The sequence below is a fragment of the Stenotrophomonas sp. STEN029 genome, assembly GCF_056760015.1.
The window spans coordinates 1-22,956 of record NZ_JBRREC010000033.1 but is presented as its reverse complement, the minus strand read 5'-3'; the positions used below and the strand labels follow the sequence as shown (position 1 = coordinate 22,956).

Below are 22,956 nucleotides of genomic sequence, written 5' to 3'. Positions count from 1 at the left end.
CGGCGCTGAAGTCCGATAGCAGGGTTGATTGACTGAGCCGGATGTTGAAGACGCTCTGGACTGTGCGACAGTCCAGAGCTACATAGGGAGATGTGGAATGACCGGGATTCGTCTTCGCCACTTATCTGGCTTCTGCGCGGCGATTGCACTTGCTGCAGTTGCATTGCCCGCACTGGCGATTGGACAACAGCCAGCCTCAATGCCGGCTGCACTGGCGCCGCCTCCAACGCACCCCGACGAATCGGCAGCACGCCAGACTGCCCAGCGCTATCAACAGCTGCTTCCGCTGTACCGCTGGCGTTTGCTGACTGCTGTGGACAAGGATGGAATGCCGCGAGCCTGGTTCGGTGAGGGGGCAGATGCACCGCAGCTGCAATTCGGTGTCGAGGATAAAAGCCCATCAGCGGAACCGTCTCTGCTGCTGCATAGCGAGCTGTGCAAGCGGCAGGTGGATGGCGAGGTGGTGCTGCGGCGCTATCAGGTGCAAGGCGCTGATCCGCAGCGCGAGGTGGCCTGGCAGTTGAACCTGCGCAGGCAGCCGCATGAGCGCACGCCTGCATTGACCTGTCAAAAGCCGGCGTACACCGCTGAGCTGCGCCTGCTGCAGATGTTGTCCGGCGGGCATGCGCTGCGCATGCGCGTTGAGCCGGCGAAGAAGGATCGGCCGCAACTGGAGCTTGGCGACGCATTTGGTGGCGTACTGCGTTTCGAAGGAACGGCGCTCGTGCAGGGCGCGCGCTACGGTCTGCAGGGGGCGGAACGACTGCTGCAGATCAAGGAGGCATCGGCTACATGCGCGAACAGCTGGCTGCCTGGTAATCGTTGCCTGCTGTTCCGCGAGGTGGCGTTGGATGGTCGGGGGAACGCTGCACCTGATTGGAACAGCGATGTCCTGGCGGTTGACGGCTATAGGCATCTCGCCGGGACTGACGTGATGTTGCTGGTCCGGCGCTATGGAAGCACTGGTGACGACCTTGCAGTGCCGATGAGTTATCGCACGGAACGCCAGTTGTGGGAGCGTGGCGCTGCGGCAGGACCGGACATGATGGCGAGCGTCGCAGGCGTGCGCGCGGATGCGGTGCTGGAGCCTGAGCAGGCAACGTTCTACCCGAAGTTGTTGGCGCGATTCATCGGCCGTGATCGCGGTCTCGCAGGTACTGAGTTCGCCCATCTGTATTACGGCGCATGGTTGCAGCGCAACCTCGGGCCGAAACCGGCCGAAGGCGATTCGCCATTCACCGGGGCCGACGAGCTGGCAGCGGCCGAGGGCTATCTCGAACTGCGCAGGCAGCTTGCTGCGTTGGACGGGGCGGGCGGCTCAGCTGGTGCGCGCCTGCAGCTTTACCAGGACTTTCTGGGGCGGTATCCCTTGCATTTGAATGCGCTTGAGAGTCTTGCTGGCGATGACGCGGCTGTGCGCTTCGGGTTTGACGGACTGTTGCAGGCCATCATGGCAAGTGGCGACGGCAACAGTTGCCAATCGCCGTGGATCGTAACGTCGTCTGCTGATATCGGCGTGGTGTTCCGGCATCTGGCGCTGGATCGGGATTACGCGATGGATCGGAAGGAGGACGAAGCTTGCCTACGGGTTGGCTCCGGGAAGGATGGGAAGTACTTCCTCGTGCTGGGCTCGCAGTAGCAACGGCTTTTGTAGGAGCGGCGTAAGCCGCGAAGCTGATACTCCGAGACGAAGCGGGCTTGATCGTTCTACAGCAACTCCCTTGTTGGAGAGTTGGCGAGCTTCGCGGCTTACGCAGCTCCCGCAAAGCAGGATCAGGTCGCGCTCTCGGATGGAGGTGGAGCGATCAGATGGAAAGCGACTTCAATGTTGGTAATGGCCAGGCACAGGTAAACGAAGCAATATGAAATTCTTCTTGATTCTTGCGCTGCTGCTGGCATCCGGCATCAGCACTTCCTTGCTCGCTCCTGTTGGTGTTGCGCATGCCGCGCTGCCACAGGCCGCAGCCGTGTCGCCGTTGGTTGTGGCGGCTGCAGACGCCGGTCTGTTCGCTGATGACAGGGAGAAAGGAAAGGACGCGCTCTATGCGGTAGCGTTCTTCCTCGTGGTCTTCATCCTGACTGGTTGGCTGGTAACGCACCTGTCGCGCGAAAAGAGGTCTGCGAAAGTGGCGCCATTGCCGCGTGTGCCGGTGCGCATGCATTGGTATGACGGCACCCAGCTGCCAATCGCGGATTGGGACCGTATCAGCGAGGACGCGCCGACGGGATTGGATGCCGACGCCACGCATATCCACCGCACCTCGGCGGCCAAGGAGTGGCTGGAAGCGCTCAACCAGCGGCTAGGGGAGCATTACCGCATCACCGAGTCCGCCGACTTCCTTCTGCTGTCGAACCTGATGGACAGGCCAGGCGAGGTATTCCTCGCAACCTGCCAGCGCCTGCTGGCGCGGATCAATCGCAGCCTTGGCGATCTTGCAGTCGCGCCCGGCCTTGGCAAGCATGTGGTGATGGTGTTCGCCGACCAGGAAGACTATTACGCCTACGTATCGCATTACTACCCGGATGGCGGCGAGTACGCGATGTCCTCGGGCATGTTCATCAAGGCAGGATATGGGCACTTCGTGATGCCGTTGGAGATCCTTGATTCGATGGAGCCGGTGATCGCCCATGAGCTTACTCACTGCCTGCTGCAACACCTGCCGATTCCGGCGTGGTTGAACGAGGGCCTGGCGGTGAACACCGAGCACACCTTGTATCCACAGCTGGCCGCACCCGGCGCACAGATGTACTTTCCGCACGAGATCGCTGCGCAACACGCGGCTTACTGGAACGAAGAAAGCATCCAGTCATTCTGGTCCGGGAAGTCATTCCTGGCTGCGGATGATGGCAACCGGCTCTCCTACGATCTGGCCAAGAAGATCACCGCGTTAGCGGCGGGTGATGAGCGTGCATTCCGCAAGTTCGTGGCCGCCGCGCAGATGAGCGACGGCGGTTTGGCGGCGGAGCAGCACCTGGGTTATCCGATCCAGAACCTGCTGGAGGCGGTACTGGGTGAAGGCGAGTGGACGCCGCGGCCGGAGTCGTGGAAACAAGGTGTGGAGCGGGGGCAGTTCTAGCTTGGCTGGGTAACGGGCCAAGCAATCGCACGAGGCGATGCACGCCTTGTAGGAGCGACGTGAGTCGCGAAGCTGGGTATCGGTGCGCGGTCCTTGGCCATGCACTTGCACGGACCGGCCGGCTTTGGGATTTCCAGCTTCGCGGCTTACGCCGCTCCCACAATCAAGGGGCGGATCAGGCTGCGGCGTTGTATGGCGGGTAGTCGATGTAGCCCTTGCCGCTGCCGCCGTAGAAGGTGGTTGGATCGGCCTTGGCAAGCGGATAGCCGTTGCGCAGGCGCTCGACCAGATCGGGATTGCTGATGAACGGCACACCGAAACCGGCCATGTCGATCAGATCCTCATCAATCAGTGCCTGCGCCGATTCGCGGTCCAGTCCGCCGGCCAGGATCAAACGGGTCTCCTGCAGCTTGCTGCGTATCGTCCTGAGCAGGTTGTTGAAGCCTGCCTGGCCCGGCGCGCTGCTTGAATAGCCGGCCTGGTTCATCAGATGCAAGAAGCCCAGCTTGCGTTCGCCGATGGCCGCCGCAAGCGCGGTGTAGGTCTCATCGATCTCCGGGTAGGCGGGCATGTCAAAGAGGTTGCCGTACGGCGAGAGACGAATGCCGGTGCGCTCAGGACCAATGCGCGCGACGATGGCGTCGATCACCTCCAGCGTGAAGCGGATGCGGTTCTCCAGCGTGTCAGCGGAGTACTGATCACTGCGATCATTGACCAGCGGGTTGAGGAACTGCTCATGCAGGTAGCCATTGGCGCCGTGGATCTCGACGCCGTCAAAGCCCGCATCAATCGCGTTCTGTGCAGCCTGGGCAAAGTCGTTGACCACGCGTGCAACCTCCGCGGTGCTCAGCTGGCGCGGCGCCGGCGCATCGACCATGCCTGGCTGGCCTTCTTCGTTGTAGCCGAAGGCCTTGGAGTTCGCCGGCTGCTTGCTGCTGGCGCTGACCGGTGCGCGGCCATCGGCCTGGATCGACGGGTGCGACATGCGACCGACGTGCCACAGCTGCGCGACGATCCTGCCACCGAGCGCATGCACCGAGTTGGTGGTCAGGCGCCAGCCTTCGATCTGCTCGGGAGTGTAGATGCCGGGGTTGAACAGGTAGCCCTGGCCTTCGCGCGAGATTGGCGTGCCTTCGCTGACGATCAGTCCGGCGCTGGCGCGCTGGGCGTAATAGAGGGCAACGCGCTCGTCAGCGATATCGTTGGGTGCGCGTGCGCGGGTCATGGGCGCCATGGCGATGCGGTTGGAGAGCTTGGTGCCGATGAGGCCGTAGGGCTCGAAGAGCTTGGTCATTGAAGTGTTCCAAGTGGATCCAGACGGGGAGGGCAGTGCCTGTCGCGACAGCGGGAAGCCGCTGTCGCAGCATGTATTGCGGAATACATGGGCCCTGTCTGGGGTGTCACAACCGGACGCGGTGGAAAGCAGAGTTGCGGTTTGTGCAACATCTGGCCGCGAGCGTGGCCGGTGTTGCAGGAACGGGGAAGCCCCGAGACCGCTGGCGGCTGGCGCCGCAATCGCTGATTCCACCTGCGTGGAAAGATCGCCGGCTTCGCGGCTTACGCCGCTCCTGCAAGGGTGGCGGTCAACGACGATGTTGCAGGAACAGCCAATCGCGCCACCACTTGCCAGGGTGGATATCGGCCGGCGGTGCGTGCGGCAATGCGTCGTACTCCCGCAGTTGTACCTGCTCGCCGCCAGCTGCGCGGATGGCGGCGACAAAGCGCCTGTCAGCGGTGATCGGGTTCTCGTCATCGGCAGTGCCGTGCATGGCCAGCACCGGCAGGTTCCTGAAAGTGGCGGCATCGGCATTCGTTGGTGCAATGCCGGAGATCGGCACGATGGCGGCGAGCAGGTCTGGCTGCAAGGTGGGCGCCAGCCACGCCGCCGACCCGCCCATCGAGAATCCAAGCGCATAGATCCGCGTGGTGTCGACGGGATTGTCGGCGGCGATCCTGTTCGCCAGTTCGAGCGCGGCGCTGAGCACCAGAGAGGCTTCCGCATGCTGATCCGCTGACGCAGGGCCGTAGTTCGCGCTGCGCTCAGCGAACTGCGGTACCAGCACGTAGGCGGGGTAGTGCTGCCGTACTTCAGGCATCGCCCAGCTCCTGGCCAAACGGTCGAGCTGGCTGCTGTTGTCCGTGCCTATGCCGCCAGAGCCGTGGAACTGGATGACCAATGGGTAGGTCACGCCGGCTTTGGCTGCCGTAGGGCGCAACAGTCGATAGGGGATGACCACTCCGCCAGCCGAGGTGAAACTGCCGGTTTCGAACTGGCGAATATCAACCGACGCGAACACCTCCTTGCCCAGCGGCGCTACACCGACGACCTGCTCGGCAGCGGCGCTGCCAAGCGTGCACGCAGCGAGCAGGCCGAAGGCGAATGCCAGGTGACAGTTGCGCATGTTTGATCGTCCCGGTTTGAGTGCGGGTGATTGTAGGGCCGGGCTTTCATGCAGCGCCGCGAGATTAACTCATGGCAGCCATGAGTCAGGCGGGGTGTTGTGGGAGCGGCGTGAACCGCGAAGCTGGGAATCCAGGCTTTCCGGGCATGCCTGTATACGGCGATGCTGGGATTCCCAGCTTCGCGGCTCACGCCGCTCCCACAGTCGCTGCATTGAGCTAGCATCAGCGCAATCGGGCAGCCAGGGACTGGAACGCATGCGAAACGCGGTGACACGCTGGCTGTTGCTGGCTACTTTGCTGTACTCCGGTTGCGCGCCTGGGTTGGCCGCGCCCGGCAAGCTGCTGGAGGCGGTTGCCACCGACGGCGCTCCCGCTGGCGCCAAGGCCTGGCGTATCCGCTACGAGACCACCGATGTCGATGGCGATCCCACCCAATCCACCGGCGTGCTGGTTGCGCCTGACGGGCCAAGCCCGGTTCAAGGGCGCGACATCGTGGCATGGGCGCACGGCACCGTGGGCATCGATTCGGCGTGCACGCCGATTCGTACCCTGGACCAGATCCCTGGGCTGGCCGACATGCTGGCGCGGGGATGGGTGGTGGTCGCCAGTGACTACCCGGGACTCGGCACGCGCGGGCCGCATGCCTATCTGGCGGGCGACGCCGCCGCGGCAGCGGTGCTGGACTCGGTGCGCGCCGCGACGGCGCTGCCAGCCGCCGGTGCCAGCCGCAGCTTCGCGGTCTGGGGGCATTCGCAGGGCGGGCACGCGGCGCTGTTCAGCGCGCAACGTGCACGCAGCTATGCGCCCGACCTGCAGTTGCAGGGCGTGGTTGCAGTGTCGCCGCCTACGGATCTGGCAGCCAACATGCAGCATGCCGACACCACGGTTCGCGGACTGTTGACCGCGTTCACCGCGCGCAGCTGGTCCAGGGTCTACGGCGCCGATCTGTCCACCATTGCCAATGCAACAACCCGCGGCGTGATCGAGCGAGCCACCAGCGGCTGCGAAGGCGATCCGTTCTCGGCCGCGGCACTGGTGCGTTTGTTGCGCTTGCGCGCGCGCCTCGGCAGCCTTGATCTGGGCGGTCGTGCGCCCTGGGATGGTTTGATGGCACGCAATTCGATCACGGCGTTGGCTGCCGGTTCGGCGCCGCTGTTGCTGGTGCAATCCGACGCCGACGGCCTGGTCGCGACGCCGGTCACCTGGCGCTTCTTCGAGCAGAGCTGCAAGCGTGGCGCAGCGGTGAACTACCTGCGTCTGCCAGATACCGGCCATGCCACCACGGCAATTGCCTCGGCGGATCGCGCCATTGCCTGGATCGCCGAACGCTTCAGCGGGCGACCAGCTGGCAGCGATTGTGGGCTGGCGATGAGCGCTGGTACGGACGCTGGTGGATGAAGCGGCCTTCATGCAATGAACAGCCCGCCCTGGCAGCAGCGTATTCCGCTGTGGTTCCAATCACGGAGACTTCGTCATGTCGCTTGTGCTCTACGGTCATCCATTCTCCTCGTATACGCAGAAGGTGCTGATTGCGCTTTATGAGAACGCCATCGACTTCGAGTTCCGCCAGCTCGGCCCCGACACGCCTGAGCACATCGGCCAGTGGCTGCAGCATTGGCCGCTGGGCAAGTTTCCGTTGCTGCTCGACGGCGAGCGCAGTGTCGTGGAAACCAGCATCATCATCGAATACCTCCAGCTGAAACACGGCGGCGTGGTGCGACTGCTGCCCGAAGAACCAATCCAGGCGCTGGACGTGCGCTTTCATGATCGTTTCTTCGACCTGCATGTGATGAGCCCGGTGCAGCATGCAGTGAACGGCGCGCTCAGTGGCGACGATGGCAGGCGCGACGAAGCCCGCGCCTTCAGCGTGCAGAAGCTGGAGCTTGCCTATGCCTGGTTGGAAAGCCAAATGCCGGGCCGCCGATGGGCCTGTGGTGAGGTCTTCTCGATGGCCGATTGTGCAGCGGCGCCTGCGTTGTTCTACGCCGACTGGACACACCGCGTCAGCGATGCATATCCCCTGCTGCTGGATTACCGGCAACGCCTGCTGCAGCGGCCCTCCTTCGCGCGAGCGGTGGATGAAGCGCGCGGCTACCGTCACCTGTTCCCCCTGGGCGCGCCCGATCGTGATTGACGGCCCGCAGCGCGCCTGGTGGTCGCGTTACCCGTGGTCGCCTGTGATCCGCATTGTCGCGTTCGTCACGCCCTTGCTGGCGCTGCTGTTGTACGCGCGCATCGCCGCCGCGCATGCGTCCTCCCAACAGCATCGCGGCGATACCGGCTTGGGCATCGCCCTGCTGTTGGGCGCTGTTGCATTGCTGATGCTGGTGGGATTCTTCGTCGACGCAGTGCTGCAGCTGGTACGCGGGCGCCACTGGAACTGGATCACCGATGCGCTGATCCTGGGGCTGTTGTTGATGCCCTTCGGCTGGGTGGCCTGCAACTGGTTCGGCGTGCATGAGTCGCTCGCCTGCCGGGTGCCGATCAGCCTGTTTGGTGCCGTACTGGCGTTGCTTTCGCTGTAATGGCGGACGGCGCGTGCTTTCAGCCGGGTTGCAGGATCAGCGGCTACCGAGCTTTGCCCAGCGCCCACCTTCATGCAGAGACACCTCGAAGCGGGCCCATTGCCGCAACTCCGCAGCGGTTGCATGACCGATGTCGCCAATGCCATCGCCCGCCACCACCGCAAATACCAGGCGATCAGCAGAAGGGCCGGAAAGCGCTGGCGTTACCGATACCCGTCGCACGCTCCAGGCGCGCCCCAGGCGGCCGTTGCTGTAACAGCGGCCGGGTTCGATCAGGTCCGGGTGCAGCGCATCACGCTCCGCATTCTGTTTGGCAAGCTCCAGCAGCTCGGTGAGGCTTTCGTCGGTGATGTCGACGAAGGAGTTGAGCTGGCCAATGGCCGCGTGAAAGTCTTCCTGGGTCAAGTCGACATGGCGCTGTGCCGAGGGCACTGCTATGGCCTGCTGGCGACGACGATGCAGCTGCACCGGGTAGCGGCGCCAGGCGAAGCAGGCGTTGAACGCGATGCCGGCCAACAGGATGGCGGCGACGTTGATTGCCACCGGGGTGAGCAGGTAGTTGTAGCCCAATGCGTGCACGTCGCTACCGCCAATCACCGCGGCCAGCGCAGTGGCGCCGCCGGGTGGATGGATGCAACGCAGGTAGTGCATCGCACCGACGGCCAGGCCGACCGCGAGTGCGCCCGTCCAGGCTTGATCGGGGAACATCAGCTGGCAGCTGACGCCGATGAAGGCGGATACCAGATGACCGGCAATCACCGCCCACGGCTGCGACAAGGCACCATGTGGCACGGCAAACACCAGTACCGCGCTCGCCCCCATCGAGGCCAGCATGATCGCGCCGCCTGCGTGGTTGAAGCCTGCGGGGAAGCACCAATGGGTGAGCTGGTAGACCACCGTGATGCCGATCAGCGCGCCCAGTGCGGAAATCCACTTTTCTCCGTGGCTGGTCTGGTTGCGCTCGATGCTCAACCAGCTGCGGAATGGGTGCAGGGGCTTGCTGCTGGACTTCATGACGGTTGTTGGATTCAGGGGAGGCTATTTTGCCGCGTTTCCCGCGCTGTACATGAGTCCGGATCGGCTCATTGGCCGTTGGCTGATGCGGATTGGTTTGGTTCTCATGCCGCGTCTGCATGCGCCGACACGCTGAAGGGGTAGGATGTGAAGCGCTCCCCCTCTGTTGCCTGCGTGATGATTCCCGGACCATTGATCTCCTGGCCGTTCCTGCTGATGGTGTTCGTGTTGCCGCTGCTGGGCGGCTTGGTGGCGATTGGTTTGCTTGTGCGGGCCTGGTACTTCCATCGCCACGGCCAGGGCGGCTGGGGCGCGTTCTTCAACTGGAAGGTGCGCCTGTGCACCGCGTTTGTAGTGCTGGTGGCGGCCTGGGTAGGGGTGCTGATCTACAAGACCACCGAGTTCAAGCGCGAGTTCGCCATCGAGAGCTGGCAGCGCGGCAGCCGTGCACAGTTCGTGCTGGACCGTGATTTTCAGTATGGCGAATTCACCGTCCCCAAGGGAACGCTGGTCAATCGCCGCGATGTCTTCGACAACGGCGAGCCGCAACGGCCATTGGGATTGCGTGGCCTGGATGCGCTGCAGTTCCCCGAGCCAGTGCAGCTGGCGGGTCTGTGGGTCGATGTCCTGGAAACATCTCCCGGGCGCATGCGCTTGACTGCCGATCAGCGCATCAGCCCGGTCTATCATTCCGATCCGGAGAGTGGTGACTGGGTGGTCGATCCTTCGCGTCCGTTCATCGACTGCGAGGCCGGTGAGGTCGCCTGGTTCAATACACCGTTGATCGACTATGACATCCAGGCCGAGTTCACGACCGGTGAGCCGGATGGTGCAGCCGCGCGCTTCAAACCCAGCCAATGGCAGTTCACCCATTGTGAGCGCGACTGGGGGCCGCTGGAGATCAAACCGGCCTTCGCCGAGCCGATGCCGGCCGGCGCGACGCCACAGGTTTTCGCGCGACAGAACTGATCTTCTGCAGCAGGGAGACAGGTTTTACACAGATTTGATGCGGACCTTGGGGCGTCGCCATCGTCGGTTTATGGAAGCAGCGTGAACAATTCCGCATCGCCGCGCAGCTCGCGCGGCCGCTTCCGGAAATCCCATGAAACGCTCACGTTCTTCGTTGTACTTTGCTGCCTTCATCGCACTCACCGCCAGCGCGGATGCATTGGCCATCGACACCAGCGGCAGCGCTGCCCTGACCAGCGACTATGTCTGGCGCGGTTCCACCCAGAGCCAGGGTGACGCCGCTGTGCAGGCCGGTTTCCGCGTTGCCGGCGATAGTGGCTTCTACGCCTCGGCCTGGGGATCCAACGTGGAGTTCGCACCGGAAACACATGCCAGCAGCGAGTTGGACTTCGTCGTTGGTTGGAACGGGAAGCTGGCCGATGACTGGGCATTGGACGCCAATCTGCTGCATTACCGGTATCCGGCAACGACCGTCGACCTGAACTGGACCGAGCTCAATACCACGCTGACCTGGAAGGACAATTACTGGTTGTCGCTGGGTTGGTCGCCGCAGGCGCTGGGCACCAACCAGGATGGTCTGTACACCCAGTTGGGCGCACGAATGCCGCTGTCTCCGCAACTGCGTCTTGAGGCCACCGCTGGTTGGTACCAGTTGCAGGATGCGGTGGGCGGTGGCTACGCCCACGGACAGGTCAGTGCGATCTGGGCAGTGGCAGCGCCGATCGAGCTGCGGTTGAGTGGGCACTTCACCGACCAGCAGGCACGTGATCTGTTTGGCGATCAGGCCGCTGGCACACGTTGGGAAGCTGCCGTGCAGGCGTCGTTCTGACAGGGCCCGGCTTTGTGGGAGAGCGCGCCGTTTTTGTAGGAGCGGCGTAAGCCGCGAAGCCGGGAACTGCTGGCAGCCAGTTGCCCAGCGATCTGATGGTGTGTGAGCTTCGCGACTTACGTCGCTCCCACAAGAAGGCGGGGTGCCCTTGTGGGAGCGGCATCAGCCGCGAAGCTGGCATCAATGAGCAGCCATATCGATTGCGATCTGGTGGTCCATCAGTTTCGCGACTCACGTCGCTCCTACAAAACGGCGTTGGTGCCGATCCGTCAGCGGCTTTCGGCGGGTGCCTGCGCTTTGATGCTGCTTCTACCTTGCTTCCTGTTACCGGCGAAGGTCAGTGACAGGTGGATGAGGGCGATAAGTGCGATGACCATGGCCGATTCACCATGACTGGCCAGGAACGCCATAAGCAACCCAATGAATCCAAAGATGGAAAGGGCATCGAACAGCAAGCGACTGAAGCACCAGGCAGCAACCAGGATCAGCAGATACAGCGCCGCTGGCAGTGCTGGCGTCCGGGCCATGAAGTAGAGAATTTCCATCTCGGGGATGCATGCTTGTTGGGTTGTTGGAGGCGAATTCTAGGTACGTCGCATGTGCTGGATATGCGCCCAATGTGAAGCGAATTTGAAGTGCTGAATGCCTGCGCCTGGCGTTGAAAAAGTTCTGGAAATCCGTCGCTGGCTGCGGTTAGCTTTTGCCACTCCGTAGACATTCAACAGACGACCTTGAACTCTTCCGATCAAACCAACTGGCCGCGAACAGTGCGCATCGTCTTGTTGCTTACAGTGCTGACGCTTGCCGGCGGCTGGCTATGGCAGCAGCCCTTCACCGTGGTCGCCCGCGAAGGCTGGAAGCTCTCCCGCCTGCCAGCGCCAACGGCGATAGCCGTGCCGGTGCAGGGCATCAAGCCACGGCAGATTGCCGATACTTTCGGCGCACCACGCGGGCGCGACCGCAAGCACCATGGCGTGGACATCTTCGCCAAACGCGGCACGCCGGTTGTCGCCGCCACCCAGGGCGTGGTGGCAGCTGTGCGCGACAGCGGCCTGGGCGGGCGTCAGGTGTGGGTGATCGGGCCGGCCGGGCAAAGGCACTACTACGCGCACCTGCAGGATTGGACGCCAGGGCTGGCCTACGGGCGCATCGTGCAGGCTGGGGATGTGCTGGGCTTCGTGGGTGACAGCGGCAATGCGCGCGGTACGCCGCCGCATCTGCACTACGGCATCTATGGCGGCGATGGCCCGTTCAACCCGTTGCCGCTGATGCATGCAGGCCAGCCGCGCAAGCGGTAAGGTACGCCCCCTGCAAGCCGCCTTCCCGCGGCGTGAGCTGTACTGAACGATGCTGATTGATCAATTCGACCGTGAACACCTGTGGCACCCCTACAGCGCCCTGGGCAGCCCGGTGCCGGTGCTCAAGGTGGCCCGCGCCGATGGCGTGCTGCTGCAGCTGGAAGATGGTACCCGGCTGATAGACGGCATGGCCTCGTGGTGGTGCGCCATCCATGGTTACAACCATCCGCAGCTGAACCAGGCGGTGGTTGACCAGCTGGGCCGCATGTCGCACGTGATGTTCGGCGGGCTTACCCACGAGCCGGCCATCGCGCTGGGCAAGCAGCTGCTGCAGATCGCGCCCAAGGGCTTGGACGCGATCTTCTACGCGGACTCCGGCTCGGTGTCGGTGGAAGTGGCGCTGAAGATGGCGATCCAGTACCAGGCTGCGCGCGGCAAGCCGGGCAAGTGCAATATCGCCACCACGCGCTCGGGCTATCACGGTGATACCTGGAACGCGATGTCGGTATGCGATCCTGTTACCGGCATGCATGGCTTGTTTGGCACTTCACTGCCGACACGCCGTTTCGTGCCTGCGCCGCAGACGCGTTTCGGCGAGGAATGGGATCCGGCCGATATTGCAGCGCTCGCACAGCTGTTTGCTGAAAGCGCCGATGAACTGGCTGCCTTCATCATCGAGCCGGTGGTGCAGGGCGCAGGTGGCATGCGCTTCTACCATCCGCAGTACCTGCGTGAGCTGGAACGGCTATGCCGCGAACACGATGTATTGCTGATCTGCGATGAGATCGCCACCGGTTTCGGTCGCAGTGGGCGCTTGTTTGCCTGCGAGCATGCGGGCATCAGCCCTGACATCCTGTGCATCGGCAAGGCACTGACCGGTGGTTACATGACCCTGGCGGCGACACTGTGCACGCGCGAGGTTGCCGACGTGATCGCCAGCGGCGAGCCGGGCGTGTTCATGCACGGGCCGACCTTCATGGCCAATCCGCTGGCCTGCGCGGTGGCGCTGGCCTCGGTGCAGCTGCTGCTGTCGCAGGATTGGCAGGGCAGGGTGGCGGCGATCGAGCAACATCTTGAACAACGCCTGGCACCCGCGCGCGCCTTGCCGCAGGTGGTCGATGTGCGCGTGCTTGGGGCCATCGGCGTGATCGAACTGAAGACGTCGGTGCGTCTGGAACGCATCCAGCAACGGATGCTGGATCACGGCATCTGGATCCGGCCGTTTGGCCGGCTGGTCTATGTGATGCCGCCGTTTGTAATCGGCGATGCGCAGCTGCAGCAGCTGTGCGATGGCATGGTCGCGCTGGTGGCCAGCCTGCAGGAAGAGGATATGTGCGCATGAGCGGCAAGATTGTGTTTGTCAGTGGTATCGATACCGAGATCGGCAAGACGGTTGTCACCGGCTGGCTCGCGCAGCAATGGGCGGCGCAGGGCGAGGAGGTGATCACCCAGAAGCTGGTACAGACCGGCTGTGTGGCCGCCTCTGATGACATCCTGCTGCATCGGCGCATCATGGGCACCGGATTGTTTGAAGAGGACCGCGACGGCACCACGATGCCGGCGTTGTTTGCCTATCCGGCATCGCCGCATCTGGCCGCGCGTCTGGAGCAGAGGACGTTGGATCTTTCTGCAATTGAAAGCGCTACGGCGCGTTTGTGTGAGCGCTACGAGACGGTGCTGATCGAGGGTGCCGGCGGTTTGATGGTACCGATGACCGAGCAGCTGCTGACGATTGACTACGTCGCACAGAAGGGCTGGCCGGTGTTGCTGGTGACCTCCGGGCGCCTGGGTTCGATCAACCACACCTTGCTGTCGTTGGAAGCGCTGGCGGCGCGTGGCATCGCCTTGCATGGCGTGGCCTGGAACAGCCGCGATGACAGCAGTGATGAAGTGATTGCGGCGGATAGCCGTGGCTTCATTCGTGACTGGGTATTGAAGCGGTTTCCGGGTGCGGTCTGGTATGACGTGCCGCGGATTGATCTGGGCTGATTGGGTTCCTCGCGAAAGGCACCCCTCCCCAACCCTCCCCTGCGCGTTGCGCAAGGGAGGGAGCAGATGGTGCAGGGCTGATTGGGTTCCTCGCGAAAAGCACCCCTGCGCGTTGCGCAAGGGAGGGGGCTGATCATGCAGGCTTGAGGCTGTTGCTTGCGCCCCCTCCCTTTGCCGAAGGCAAGGGGAGGGTTGGGGAGGGGTGCTTCTGCTCCTGCTTCACTCGCAGAAGCCCCTACTTCTTCAACTTGTACGCCAGCACATAGTCGCCAGCCTTGGTCCCTGTCGAACCATGACCACCCGCCACCAGCAGCACCATCTGCTCGCCCTGGCTGTTGAGGTAAGTCATCGGCGTGGCCTGCCCACCGGCCGGAATACGCACATCCCACAGCACCTTGCCGCTGGCCAGGTCGTAGGCGCGGAAGTTGTCGTCGGTGGCCGCGCTCATGAAGGCCACGCCGCTTGCGGTCAGCATCGGTCCGCCAATGCCGGGCACGCCGATGCGTATCGGCAAGGGCAGCGGTGACAGATCGCGGATGGTGCCGTTGCGGTGCTGGTAGGCGATCCTGCCGGTACGCAGGTCAGCGGCGGCAATCGTGCCCCACGGCGGCACCTGGCAGGGAACACCAATGGGAGACATGAAAGGCGTCATTTCCACGGCGTAATCGGCGCCTTTGTTCTCGTTCAAGCCATGCTCGCCCTTGTTCATTTCGCGGCCGCTGGTTTCATGCTTGGGCACCAGCTTCGAGACGAAGGCCAGGTAGGTGGGCATGCCGAACATCACCTGCCGCTGCGGATCCACCGCCACGCTGCCCCAGTTGAAGGTGCCGAAGTTGCCCGGATAGATCAGGCTGCCCTGCAGCGTCGGCGGTGTGTAGCGGCCTTCGTAGCGCAGCTGCCGGTACTGGATGCGGCACAGCATCTGGTCGATCAGGCTCGCGCCCCACATATCGGCTTCGCGCAGCGGTTTGGGCTCGAAGCTCGGCGCGGACGCAGGTTGCGTGGGTGCGGCGAATTGGCCGGGTATGTCCACGTACTGCGGTGCGGTGCGCTGGCTGATCGGCAGCAGGGGCTTGCCGTCGCGGCGGTCCAGTACGTAGACGTCACCTTGTTTGGTGGGTTGCACCAGCGCTGGTACGCGGCCCTGCGGTAGATCCAGATCCAGCAGCACCGGTTGCGCCGGGGTGTCCATGTCCCACAGATCGTGGTGCACGAACTGCTGCACCCAACGCACCTGGCCACTGGCAATATCCAGTGCCACCACCGATGAGGCGTAGGTTTCCTCGGCGGGGCTGCGGTACATGCCGAGCTGGTCCGGGGTGCGGTTGCCCATCGGGAAGTAAGCCAGCCCCAGTGCTTCATCAGCGCTGGCCACCGACCAGCTGTTGGGCGAACTGGGCGTGTAGACCTGGTTGGGATTGTTCGGGTCCAGTGGCGCGGTCTGGGTGGGGTTGCCCGAGTCCCAGTTCCACAACAGCTGGCCGCTGTGCACGTCGTAGGCGCGGATCACCCCGGACGGCGAGTTGATCGCATAGTCGTCGTTGACCGCACCGGCGATGATCACCTTGCCACCTGCTATCAGCGGCGGCGAGGTGGAATAGTAGTAACCGGCCTGCTTGAACGGCATGTTGTGCAGCAGGTCGAGCACGCCGTTGTTGCCGAAGTCGCTGCAGTGCTCGCCAGTCTGCGCGTCCAGCGCATGCAGCTTGGCATCGGCACTGGGCAGGAACACGCGGCTGCTGCAGGTGTGCACGCCGGTTGCTGCGCTTGTTGCGGCGGGGGCGGCGGTTTCGGTGTAGTACGACAGCCCGCGGCAGGTCTGGTGCTGGCGCTGCGGTTCCATGCCAGCACCCGGGTCGAACTTCCACAGCACCTTGCCGCTGTCCGCATCCAGCGCGAACGCCAGGCTGTGTGGCGTGCACAGATACAGCGTGTTGCCGATCTTCAGCGGGGTGACTTCGTAGGTGGTCTCGCCCACGTCCTGCGGCAGGCGCACATCACCGGTCTGCATCTGCCAGGCCAGCTGCAGCTGACCGACATTGGCCGGGGTGATCTGCGCCAGCGGCGAGTAACGTTGACCGTAACCGCTGCGGCCGTAGGCCTGCCATTCGCCCTCCGGCTGCTGGGTGTTGCCCAGGGCCGGATTTGCGTTGACGATGTCCATCGGCAGGCGGCCATCGATCTCATGCAGGTGACGCGGGATGCCAGCGAAGGCAACCGCGGCCACGCCCAGCGAGGCCAGCAGCACCGGCCAGCCCGCCGGGCCGGTATAGCCGCGCGGGCTGGAGCGGCGCGAGGCGGGCAAGGCCATCAGCAAGCCGAGCAGGGCGGGCAGGCCGACGCGGGTGGCCAGCGGCCACCAGTACAGGCCGGCCTCCCACAGCGACCAGCCCAGCAGCACCAGCAGCCAGCCGGCGTACAGCCAGGTCGGCCAGCGCCGGTGTCGCCACAGCCCCCAGGCGACGGCCAACAACAGCAGTCCGCTCAGCAGGTAGAACGGGCTGCCGTGCAGCGCCAGCAGCCAGGCGCCCCCCACTGCCAGGGCCAGCCCGAACAGCGTGGTCAACAACAGGGTCAGAACACGCATGACGTCCCCGCAGCTCCGGAAGATGCGGCCATGCTGCGCCACGGCATGTCTGCGCGGCGTCATGCGCACTCTTAACATTCCCGCCGTAGAATCGGAGCCTTGCCGACCAGGGACTGAGCATGAGCATTCTGGACTTCATCAGAAAGGAACTGATCGAGATCATCGAGTGGACCGATGACTCGCGTGACACGCTGTCGTACCGCTGGCCGGATGACGACCGCCAGATCAAGAACGGCGCACAACTGATCGTGCGCGAGTCGCAGATGGTGCAGTTCGTCGCTGCCGGCCAGTACGCCGATCTGTTCGGCCCGGGCAAGCACACGCTGAGCACCCAGAACATTCCGGTGCTGTCGACCATCCTGGGTTGGAAGTACGGCTTCGAATCGCCGTTCAAATGCGATGTCTACTACCTCAACACGCGCCTGTTCACCGGCAACAAGTGGGGCACCTCCAACCCGGTGATGATGCGCGACGCCGATTTCGGCGTGGTCCGCCTGCGCGCGTTTGGTACCTACGATTTCCGTATCGTCGACCCGCCGAAGTTCCTCAAGGAAGTGGCCGGTACCGACCAGAATTTCCGCCTGGATGAGTTCGCCGACACCATGCGTTCGCGCATCGTCAGCGTGTTCACCGAGGCGCTGGCCAAGGCCGGCGTGCCGGCGCTGGATGTGGCCTCGCGTTACTCCGAGCTGGGTGAGGCCTTGCTGCCGATCATCAACCCGGCGATGACCGACAAGTACGGCATCGAGATCACCAGCTTCATCCTGGAAAACGTGTCGGTGCCGCCGGAAGTGGAGCAGGCGATCGACAAGCGCTCCAGCATGGGCGTGATCGGCAACCTCAACGACTACGTGAAGTACCAGATGGGCCACGGCATGGGCGAGGGCGGCGAAGGTGCAGCCGCCGCTGCGGTGCCGGCACAGATGGCGATGGGCTTCGGCATGGCGCAGGAGATGATGCGCAACATGCAGACCGGTGCGCCGGTGGTGCCGGGTGCTGCTGCGCCGCCGCCGTTGCCGGCTGCCGGTGATGCCGTGGCGCTGGACGTGCTCACCCCCGAACAGGCTGCACAGGCCTTGTCGGTATCGGTCGAGGACGTGATGGCGTCGATCGCTTCAGGTGACCTGAAGGCACGCAAGATCGGCAATGCCACCCGCATCGCCCGCTCGGCACTGGAAGAGTTCCTGCGCGGCTGATGAACAACGCAACAGTTGGCAAACATCCCTGCCCGGAATGCGGCGGGGATCTGCAATGGAATGCCGGCAAGCAAGCCCTGGCCTGTCCCTACTGCGGCACCATCGTGCCGCTGTCGGAGGCAGCGATGGGCGTGGGCGATGGCAGTACCGGCGTGGTCGAGCAGGACCTGCTGGCGGCACTGAAGCGGCTGCAGGACGAGGCGAACCAGCCGCCACCGTTGCCGCCACAGCCGCAGGGCGGTGTGGTCGGCATGCTGCAGAGCATGGCCGCCACCCCGGCCGAGCAACGCGGCTATGGCGCGCAGCCGCGCGAGGTGCAATGCCAGAGTTGTCATGCGATCTCGGTCTTCGTCGACCGCAAGGTGGCCGACCGCTGCGAGTTCTGCGGTTCGCCATCGATCATCGACCATGAGTCGCTGGGCGATGCGATCACCCCGCAGAGCGTGCTGCCGTTCAAGATCAGCGACGGCCAGGTCCGCGACATCATCCGCAAGTGGTATGGCACGCGCTGGTTCGCGCCGAGCAAGCTCAAGCGCGCGGCGCTGACCGATACGCTCAAGGGCATGTACCTGCCGTACTGGACGTTCGACGCGCAGGTCGCCGCGCGTTGGACTGCCGAGGCGGGGTATTACTACTACGTCACCGTCAGCTACCGCGATTCCAAGGGCAATACGCAGACCCGCCAGGAACGGCGTGTGCGCTGGGAACCGGCATCTGGTTCGCTGCAGCATTTCTTCGACGATGAGCTGGTGCCGGGCACGGTAGGCGTGCATCCGGAACTGCTGGGCAAGATCGGCCAGTTTCCGACCACCACCGATTTGAAGCCGTATTCACCCGAGTTCGTGCGCGGCTGGACGGTGGAGCGTTACCAGGTGGATCTGCGCCAGGCCGCGCGGCAGGGTGAGGAACAGATGCAGACGCAGACCCGCTACCTGTGTTCCGAGCAGGTGCCGGGCGACACCCAGCGCAACCTGCAGGTGCAGGCCACGTACAGCAAGCGCACCTTCAAGCACATCCTGGTGCCGGTGTGGCTGGTCAGCTACACCTATGGCTCGCGCAGCTACCAGATATTGGCCAACGGCTATACCGGGCAACTGGCGGGTGAGCGTCCGTATAGCGCGTGGAAGATATTCTTCGCGGTGCTCGCGGGTGTGCTCGCCTTGCTGGTGCTGATGTACGTGTTGGGGATGGCGCAGTAACGGCGCGGCCGTAGCTGTCGTCGGGCATATAGCCCGGGCCGTTGCTTTTGTGGGAGCGGCGTAAGCCGCGAAGCAGACATCGCTGAAGCAACCAGCGTTTATGCCATCTGATGATGTGCCTGCTTCGCGGCTTACACCGCTCCCACAAACGTGTAGCGATCGCGTTCGACCATTCCTGCAGATCCGGCGTGTCCGGCCAGCGGTTGCGCTTACCCGTAGTTGCAAAGCTGCACCAGCCTAATCGCCCAGATGCAGCACCGGCATGAAGCCGCCATAGACCAAGCGCTTGCCGTCGAACGGCATCGGATTGGTGGCTGGGTCCATGCGTGGGTCTTCCATCATTTTCTGCATGCCGGCATCGCGGGTGGCCTTGTCCGGCCATTCGATCCACGAGAACACCACCGCTTCATCGTCCCTGGCCTGCACGGCGCGGTAGAAGTCGGTCAGGGTCCCGTGTGGCACGTCGTCGGACCAGCATTCGGTCACCCGCAAGGCACCGAACTCGATGAACAGGGCATCGGCAATATGCGCGTGTTCGATGAACCGGGCTTTGTTGGCCAGCGGCACGGCGGCCAGGAAACCATCTACGTAAGACATGTCGGGCCTCGCAGGGTGGGCGGCGTGGGGCCGCCTTCGGTGGAACCGCGGTAAAGGGCAACATCGATTCTGCGCCGGACAATGTTTCGGTCCTGCAAAAACTCCGTTGCGAGCCGTCCTTGCACGCAGCGGAAGCACGGTTATGTGGCCTGGCGCACAACGGATCGGCGACGAACCGCCAACGGCATTGATATTGATCAGGGTCGGCTGGCGTTGGCCTGCCGACAATGGCCTTGCTTCGGGTAAGGCAGGGAACATGAACCAGCTTCAGGAAGTCGATTCGCGAGCCAGCCCGGCTCCGTGCCACCGCATCCGTACCAGCAGGCGTGGTGACAGGGGGCGAGGGGGCAAGAGAGGGGTCAATGAATGCCCGTCGCTGCCGTTATGGGGAAGCACCCCGTTCAAAGCCTGCACCGGCACGCTGCTGGCGCCAGAAAGCCCCCGGTGTGAAAGACCTTGCTTCACCGGCGCCGCACCCGTGGTCTCGGTGAGCGCTGGGCGGCTGGATGAGGCGGCCTGCTTGTCTGGCAGCCGCGCAGGAACGGCTGCCAGGTACTTACCCGAAAGATCGCATACCGCCAGCGTTGGCTGGCACCAGGAGAGTAGTGATGCAGTTTGTTTCCCGTAATGCACTGGCCGCCGCGCTGGCTGCACTGTGCCTGCCGGCCGTGGCCTGGGCCCAGGATGCAGCGCCCGCCACCAAGGTGTCGGCGCAGATCTTCGTCAACGCCAGCCAGCTGGATCGTGATGGCGTGGTCACCGACGATGAAGGCCTGGCGCTGGATCTGAAGCGCACCTTCATCACCGTCGATCACCGCTTCAACCAGCACTGGACGGCGCAGGTGACCACCGACGTGCAGTGGCTGCGCAACAGCGACCCCACCGACGTGTGGCTGCGCCATGCCTACCTGCAGCGCAGCTTCGGCAAAGGCAACTGGCTGCGGCTGGGCAATGCGCCGCTGCCGTGGATCCAGCAGGAGTCGGCACGTGATGGCTACCGCTACGTCGATGGCGCCTTGATCACCCGCAGCAAGATGGGCAATGCCGCCGACTACGGCGTGCACGGCCAGTACACCCGCGGCGATTTCACCTATGCCGCCTCGGTGGTCACCGGTGGTGGTTACCAGAAGCCGCGCCTGGGCAATCGCCCGGACGTGGAGGCGCGGGTAGGTTGGGCGCCGGCCAAGGGAGTTGAGCTGGCGCTGGGCGGCTACCGTGGCACCCGTGCGCTGGATGCGGGTGACATGCCGCGGCAACACACCGCGCAGCGCTGGAACGCGATGGCCAGCTGGGTCGGCGAACGTGGCCGGATCGGCGCGCAGTACTTCCGTGCCGAGGACTGGACCCGGGTGGTCAAGCCGGGCAGCGACGACCAGCGCGGCTGGTCGGTGTGGGGCAGTTACCAGTTGAGCCCGCAGTACGCAGTGTTCACCCGCCACGAAGAAACCCGGATGAGCCTGGACATCGATCCGCGTACCCGCGAGCGGTATCACATGGTCGGTGTGGAATGGAAACCGAACAAGCACCTGCGTCTGGCGGCGGTGGGCAAGCAGCTGAAGCAGGAGACAGCGAAGAAGTCGCTGGAAAGCCATGAAGCCGGCTTGTGGGCGCAGATAGCGTTCTAAGCGTGCTGCGCTGAGCCTCTGGCGAGGCTGGCGTTCCTCCTCCCCTTTGGCGTAGCCAAGGGGGAGGTTGGGAGGGGGTTGGCTTTTGCTTGAGGCTTTGCGGTTGCTGCGAAGAGCACCCCTCCCCAACCCTCCCCTTCGCTGCGCGAAAGGGAGGGGGCTTGGCTGCTTGCGTGGCCGGGAGCGCTTGGCTCCTCTCCTTTGGCGAAGCCAAGGGGGAGGTTGGGAGGGGGTTGGCTTTTACTTGAGGCTTTGCGGTTGTTGCGAAGAGCACCCCTCCCCAACCCTCCCCTTCGCTGCGCGAAAGGGAGGGGGCGTGGCTGCTTGCGTGGCCGGGAGCGCTTGGCTCCTCCCATTTGGCGTAGCCAAGGGGGAGGTTGGGAGGGGGTTGGCTTTTGCTTGAGGCTTTGCGGTTGCCGCCAAGAGCACCCCTCCCCAACCCTCCCCTTCGCTGCGCGAAAGGGAGGGGGCAGGGCTGCTTGCGTGGCCGGCAGCGCTTGGCTCCTCCCCTTTGGCGTAGCCAAGGGGGAGGTTGGGAGGGGGTTGGTTTTTGCTTGAGGCTTTTAGGTTGCCGCTGAGAGCACCCCTCCCCAACCCTCCCCTTCGCTGCGCGAAAGGGAGGGGGGCAGGGCGCTTACTCGCCCTGGTACTGCTTCTCTTCAACCAGCGCCGAACCAGCAACGCGGTTGATCTCGTTCTTGACCACGATGCGCTCGCCATTGGTGCCGTACACGCCGCGCGCCAGGGTGATGAACTCCGCACCGAAATCCTGCGCCGCTTCCTTCTCGCGCAGGCGGTCCTGGATCTCCCACATGCGCTCGTTGATGGCCTTGAGCTGGTCCTTGAGCGCGCTCAGCGACGGGCGCGCTTCCTGCTGCGACAGCCACAGCGGCCACAGGCCCTGCAGCTCGGTGCGCACGTTGGCCAGCTTGGCGGTATCCGTGATGCGCTCGGCCTTGATCTCGAGGATGGTGATCTTGTCGATCAGTTCGCCAATCGATACCGGGGTGAGTAGGGTCTGCACGTTGTGGCCGCCGTTGATTCGTGTAATGCGGCAATGATAGCGCCCCGCCAAAGGTTGCCAATGAACCGGTATTGGCGTTCGGGCAGCGGCGATGCGCACAATGCGGGCCCATCCCGATCAGGACTTGCCGATGCTGCTGCGTTCTTTCGCCACCGTTGTATTGATGCTGGGCGCTGCCGGCGCACACGGCGCCGAGGGCCTGCAGGGCGCCTGGCAACTGCAGTCCGGGGAGTTCATCAACCCGGAAGGGAAGGTCGTGGATTACGCCAGCCAGAAGCTGGCCGGCACCAAGATATTGGCCGATGGCCGTTTTGCCTTCACCACCACCAGCGATGGCAAGTTCTGGGCCGGCGGTTCAGGCACGTATCACAGCGCTGACGGGCAATACGTGGAAACGCCGTTGATGGCGTCATATCCGTTGGAGAACGGCGGCAGCTACAGCTTCCGCTACACCCTGGAAGGCGATGTGTGGACGCTGGAGCGCTGGGACGGCGAGCGCCGGGTTGAGCGTGAAGTGTGGAAGCGCGCGCTGAGTGAGCGTCAGGTTTGTAGGAGCGGCGTGAACCCCCCAACCCGGGGTGCAAGACAACCCCGCCAAGGCACGAAATGGGTATTAGTAAACAT

General features: G+C 63.9%; 21 protein-coding genes. 14 read left to right on the top strand and 7 right to left on the bottom strand.

Features of this window, described 5'->3' with window-relative positions; translation table 11 throughout:
• The first annotated feature begins 97 nt into the window (after window positions 1–97).
• A complete protein-coding gene (locus ACVOLI_RS09400) occupies window positions 98–1,639 on the top strand; it encodes a hypothetical protein (RefSeq protein ID WP_481534391.1) in 1,542 nt (513 codons plus the stop codon).
• A 223-nt stretch (window positions 1,640–1,862) separates the two neighbouring features.
• The gene (locus ACVOLI_RS09395; protein WP_481534390.1) at window positions 1,863–3,077 is read left to right on the top strand and encodes a DUF2268 domain-containing putative Zn-dependent protease; all 1,215 of its coding nucleotides are present in this window, start codon (window positions 1,863–1,865) and stop codon (window positions 3,075–3,077) included.
• A 175-nt stretch (window positions 3,078–3,252) separates the two neighbouring features.
• Here the strand turns inward: ACVOLI_RS09395 and ACVOLI_RS09390 are convergent, their stop codons facing one another.
• Both ACVOLI_RS09390 and ACVOLI_RS09385 read right to left on the bottom strand, forming a co-directional pair.
• Window positions 3,253–4,371: an alkene reductase gene (locus tag ACVOLI_RS09390; RefSeq protein ID WP_481534389.1), complete on the bottom strand. Its 1,119-nt coding sequence runs from the start codon at window positions 4,369–4,371 to the stop codon at window positions 3,253–3,255.
• A gap of 289 nt (window positions 4,372–4,660) precedes the next feature.
• Window positions 4,661–5,479, bottom strand: coding sequence for a carboxylesterase family protein (locus ACVOLI_RS09385; protein WP_481534388.1), 819 nt, complete (start codon window positions 5,477–5,479; stop codon window positions 4,661–4,663).
• 256 nt (window positions 5,480–5,735) lie between these two features.
• Here ACVOLI_RS09385 and ACVOLI_RS09380 point away from each other — a divergent pair, with 256 nt between their 5' ends.
• The 3 genes from ACVOLI_RS09380 to ACVOLI_RS09370 all read left to right on the top strand — a co-directional run bounded on the left by ACVOLI_RS09380 (window position 5,736) and on the right by ACVOLI_RS09370 (window position 8,005).
• Window positions 5,736–6,878, top strand: coding sequence for an alpha/beta fold hydrolase (locus tag ACVOLI_RS09380; RefSeq protein ID WP_481534387.1), 1,143 nt, complete (start codon window positions 5,736–5,738; stop codon window positions 6,876–6,878).
• Window positions 6,879–6,954: 76 nt separating this feature from the next.
• A complete protein-coding gene (locus ACVOLI_RS09375) occupies window positions 6,955–7,614 on the top strand; it encodes a glutathione S-transferase family protein (RefSeq protein WP_481534386.1) in 660 nt (219 codons plus the stop codon).
• The gene (locus ACVOLI_RS09370; RefSeq protein WP_481534385.1) at window positions 7,607–8,005 is read left to right on the top strand and encodes a hypothetical protein; all 399 of its coding nucleotides are present in this window, start codon (window positions 7,607–7,609) and stop codon (window positions 8,003–8,005) included. The genes ACVOLI_RS09375 and ACVOLI_RS09370 overlap by 8 nt, the downstream gene beginning before the upstream one ends.
• Before the next feature lie 36 nt (window positions 8,006–8,041).
• Here the strand turns inward: ACVOLI_RS09370 and ACVOLI_RS09365 are convergent, their stop codons facing one another.
• Window positions 8,042–9,019 carry an HPP family protein gene (locus tag ACVOLI_RS09365; protein ID WP_481534384.1) on the bottom strand — a complete coding sequence of 326 codons (978 nt, stop codon included), beginning with the start codon at window positions 9,017–9,019 and terminating at the stop codon, window positions 8,042–8,044.
• Between the two features lie 147 nt (window positions 9,020–9,166).
• On the opposite strand from ACVOLI_RS09365, the gene ACVOLI_RS09360 reads away from it, so the two are divergent.
• Both ACVOLI_RS09360 and ACVOLI_RS09355 read left to right on the top strand, forming a co-directional pair.
• Window positions 9,167–9,988 (top strand): hypothetical protein, encoded by an 822-nt coding sequence (locus ACVOLI_RS09360; RefSeq protein WP_481534383.1) that lies wholly within the window; start codon window positions 9,167–9,169, stop codon window positions 9,986–9,988.
• A gap of 133 nt (window positions 9,989–10,121) precedes the next feature.
• Window positions 10,122–10,817, top strand: coding sequence for a TorF family putative porin (locus tag ACVOLI_RS09355; protein ID WP_481534382.1), 696 nt, complete (start codon window positions 10,122–10,124; stop codon window positions 10,815–10,817).
• A 269-nt stretch (window positions 10,818–11,086) separates the two neighbouring features.
• On the opposite strand, the gene ACVOLI_RS09350 is transcribed toward ACVOLI_RS09355, so the two are convergent.
• On the bottom strand, window positions 11,087–11,362 hold the full coding sequence (locus ACVOLI_RS09350) for a hypothetical protein (RefSeq protein ID WP_481534381.1): 276 nt from the start codon (window positions 11,360–11,362) through the stop codon (window positions 11,087–11,089).
• A 186-nt stretch (window positions 11,363–11,548) separates the two neighbouring features.
• Between ACVOLI_RS09350 and ACVOLI_RS09345 the strand changes: the two genes are divergently transcribed.
• From ACVOLI_RS09345 to bioD, 3 genes are read left to right on the top strand one after another with little or no spacing between them, the layout of a single operon-like run.
• Window positions 11,549–12,115: a M23 family metallopeptidase gene (locus tag ACVOLI_RS09345; RefSeq protein ID WP_481534380.1), complete on the top strand. Its 567-nt coding sequence runs from the start codon at window positions 11,549–11,551 to the stop codon at window positions 12,113–12,115.
• A gap of 49 nt (window positions 12,116–12,164) precedes the next feature.
• Window positions 12,165–13,457 carry an adenosylmethionine--8-amino-7-oxononanoate transaminase gene (gene bioA, locus ACVOLI_RS09340; protein WP_481534379.1) on the top strand — a complete coding sequence of 431 codons (1,293 nt, stop codon included), beginning with the start codon at window positions 12,165–12,167 and terminating at the stop codon, window positions 13,455–13,457.
• On the top strand, window positions 13,454–14,104 hold the full coding sequence (gene bioD / locus ACVOLI_RS09335) for a dethiobiotin synthase (protein WP_481534378.1): 651 nt from the start codon (window positions 13,454–13,456) through the stop codon (window positions 14,102–14,104). The genes bioA and bioD overlap by 4 nt, the downstream gene beginning before the upstream one ends.
• Before the next feature lie 235 nt (window positions 14,105–14,339).
• On the opposite strand, the gene ACVOLI_RS09330 is transcribed toward bioD, so the two are convergent.
• Entirely contained in the window at window positions 14,340–16,691 is a 2,352-nt protein-coding gene (locus ACVOLI_RS09330; protein ID WP_481534377.1) for a membrane-bound PQQ-dependent dehydrogenase, glucose/quinate/shikimate family, read from the bottom strand.
• Between the two features lie 119 nt (window positions 16,692–16,810).
• On the opposite strand from ACVOLI_RS09330, the gene ACVOLI_RS09325 reads away from it, so the two are divergent.
• Both ACVOLI_RS09325 and ACVOLI_RS09320 read left to right on the top strand, forming a co-directional pair.
• Window positions 16,811–17,887, top strand: coding sequence for an SPFH domain-containing protein (locus tag ACVOLI_RS09325; RefSeq protein ID WP_481534376.1), 1,077 nt, complete (start codon window positions 16,811–16,813; stop codon window positions 17,885–17,887).
• Complete coding sequence (locus ACVOLI_RS09320; RefSeq protein ID WP_481534375.1) at window positions 17,887–19,086, top strand: TFIIB-type zinc ribbon-containing protein; 1,200 nt, start codon at window positions 17,887–17,889, stop codon at window positions 19,084–19,086. The genes ACVOLI_RS09325 and ACVOLI_RS09320 overlap by 1 nt, the downstream gene beginning before the upstream one ends.
• A 237-nt stretch (window positions 19,087–19,323) precedes the next feature.
• Here the strand turns inward: ACVOLI_RS09320 and ACVOLI_RS09315 are convergent, their stop codons facing one another.
• Window positions 19,324–19,683 carry a DUF1428 domain-containing protein gene (locus ACVOLI_RS09315; protein WP_282268666.1) on the bottom strand — a complete coding sequence of 120 codons (360 nt, stop codon included), beginning with the start codon at window positions 19,681–19,683 and terminating at the stop codon, window positions 19,324–19,326.
• Between the two features lie 608 nt (window positions 19,684–20,291).
• Here ACVOLI_RS09315 and ACVOLI_RS09310 point away from each other — a divergent pair.
• Entirely contained in the window at window positions 20,292–21,308 is a 1,017-nt protein-coding gene (locus tag ACVOLI_RS09310) for a hypothetical protein (protein WP_481534374.1), read from the top strand.
• A 634-nt stretch (window positions 21,309–21,942) separates the two neighbouring features.
• Here ACVOLI_RS09310 and ACVOLI_RS09305 read toward each other — a convergent pair.
• A complete protein-coding gene (locus ACVOLI_RS09305; RefSeq protein WP_296246945.1) occupies window positions 21,943–22,332 on the bottom strand; it encodes a DUF6165 family protein in 390 nt (129 codons plus the stop codon).
• A 130-nt stretch (window positions 22,333–22,462) separates the two neighbouring features.
• Between ACVOLI_RS09305 and ACVOLI_RS09300 the strand changes: the two genes are divergently transcribed.
• Window positions 22,463–22,956 (top strand): hypothetical protein (locus ACVOLI_RS09300; protein ID WP_481534373.1); only part of this gene is annotated, 494 nt, incomplete at its 3' end.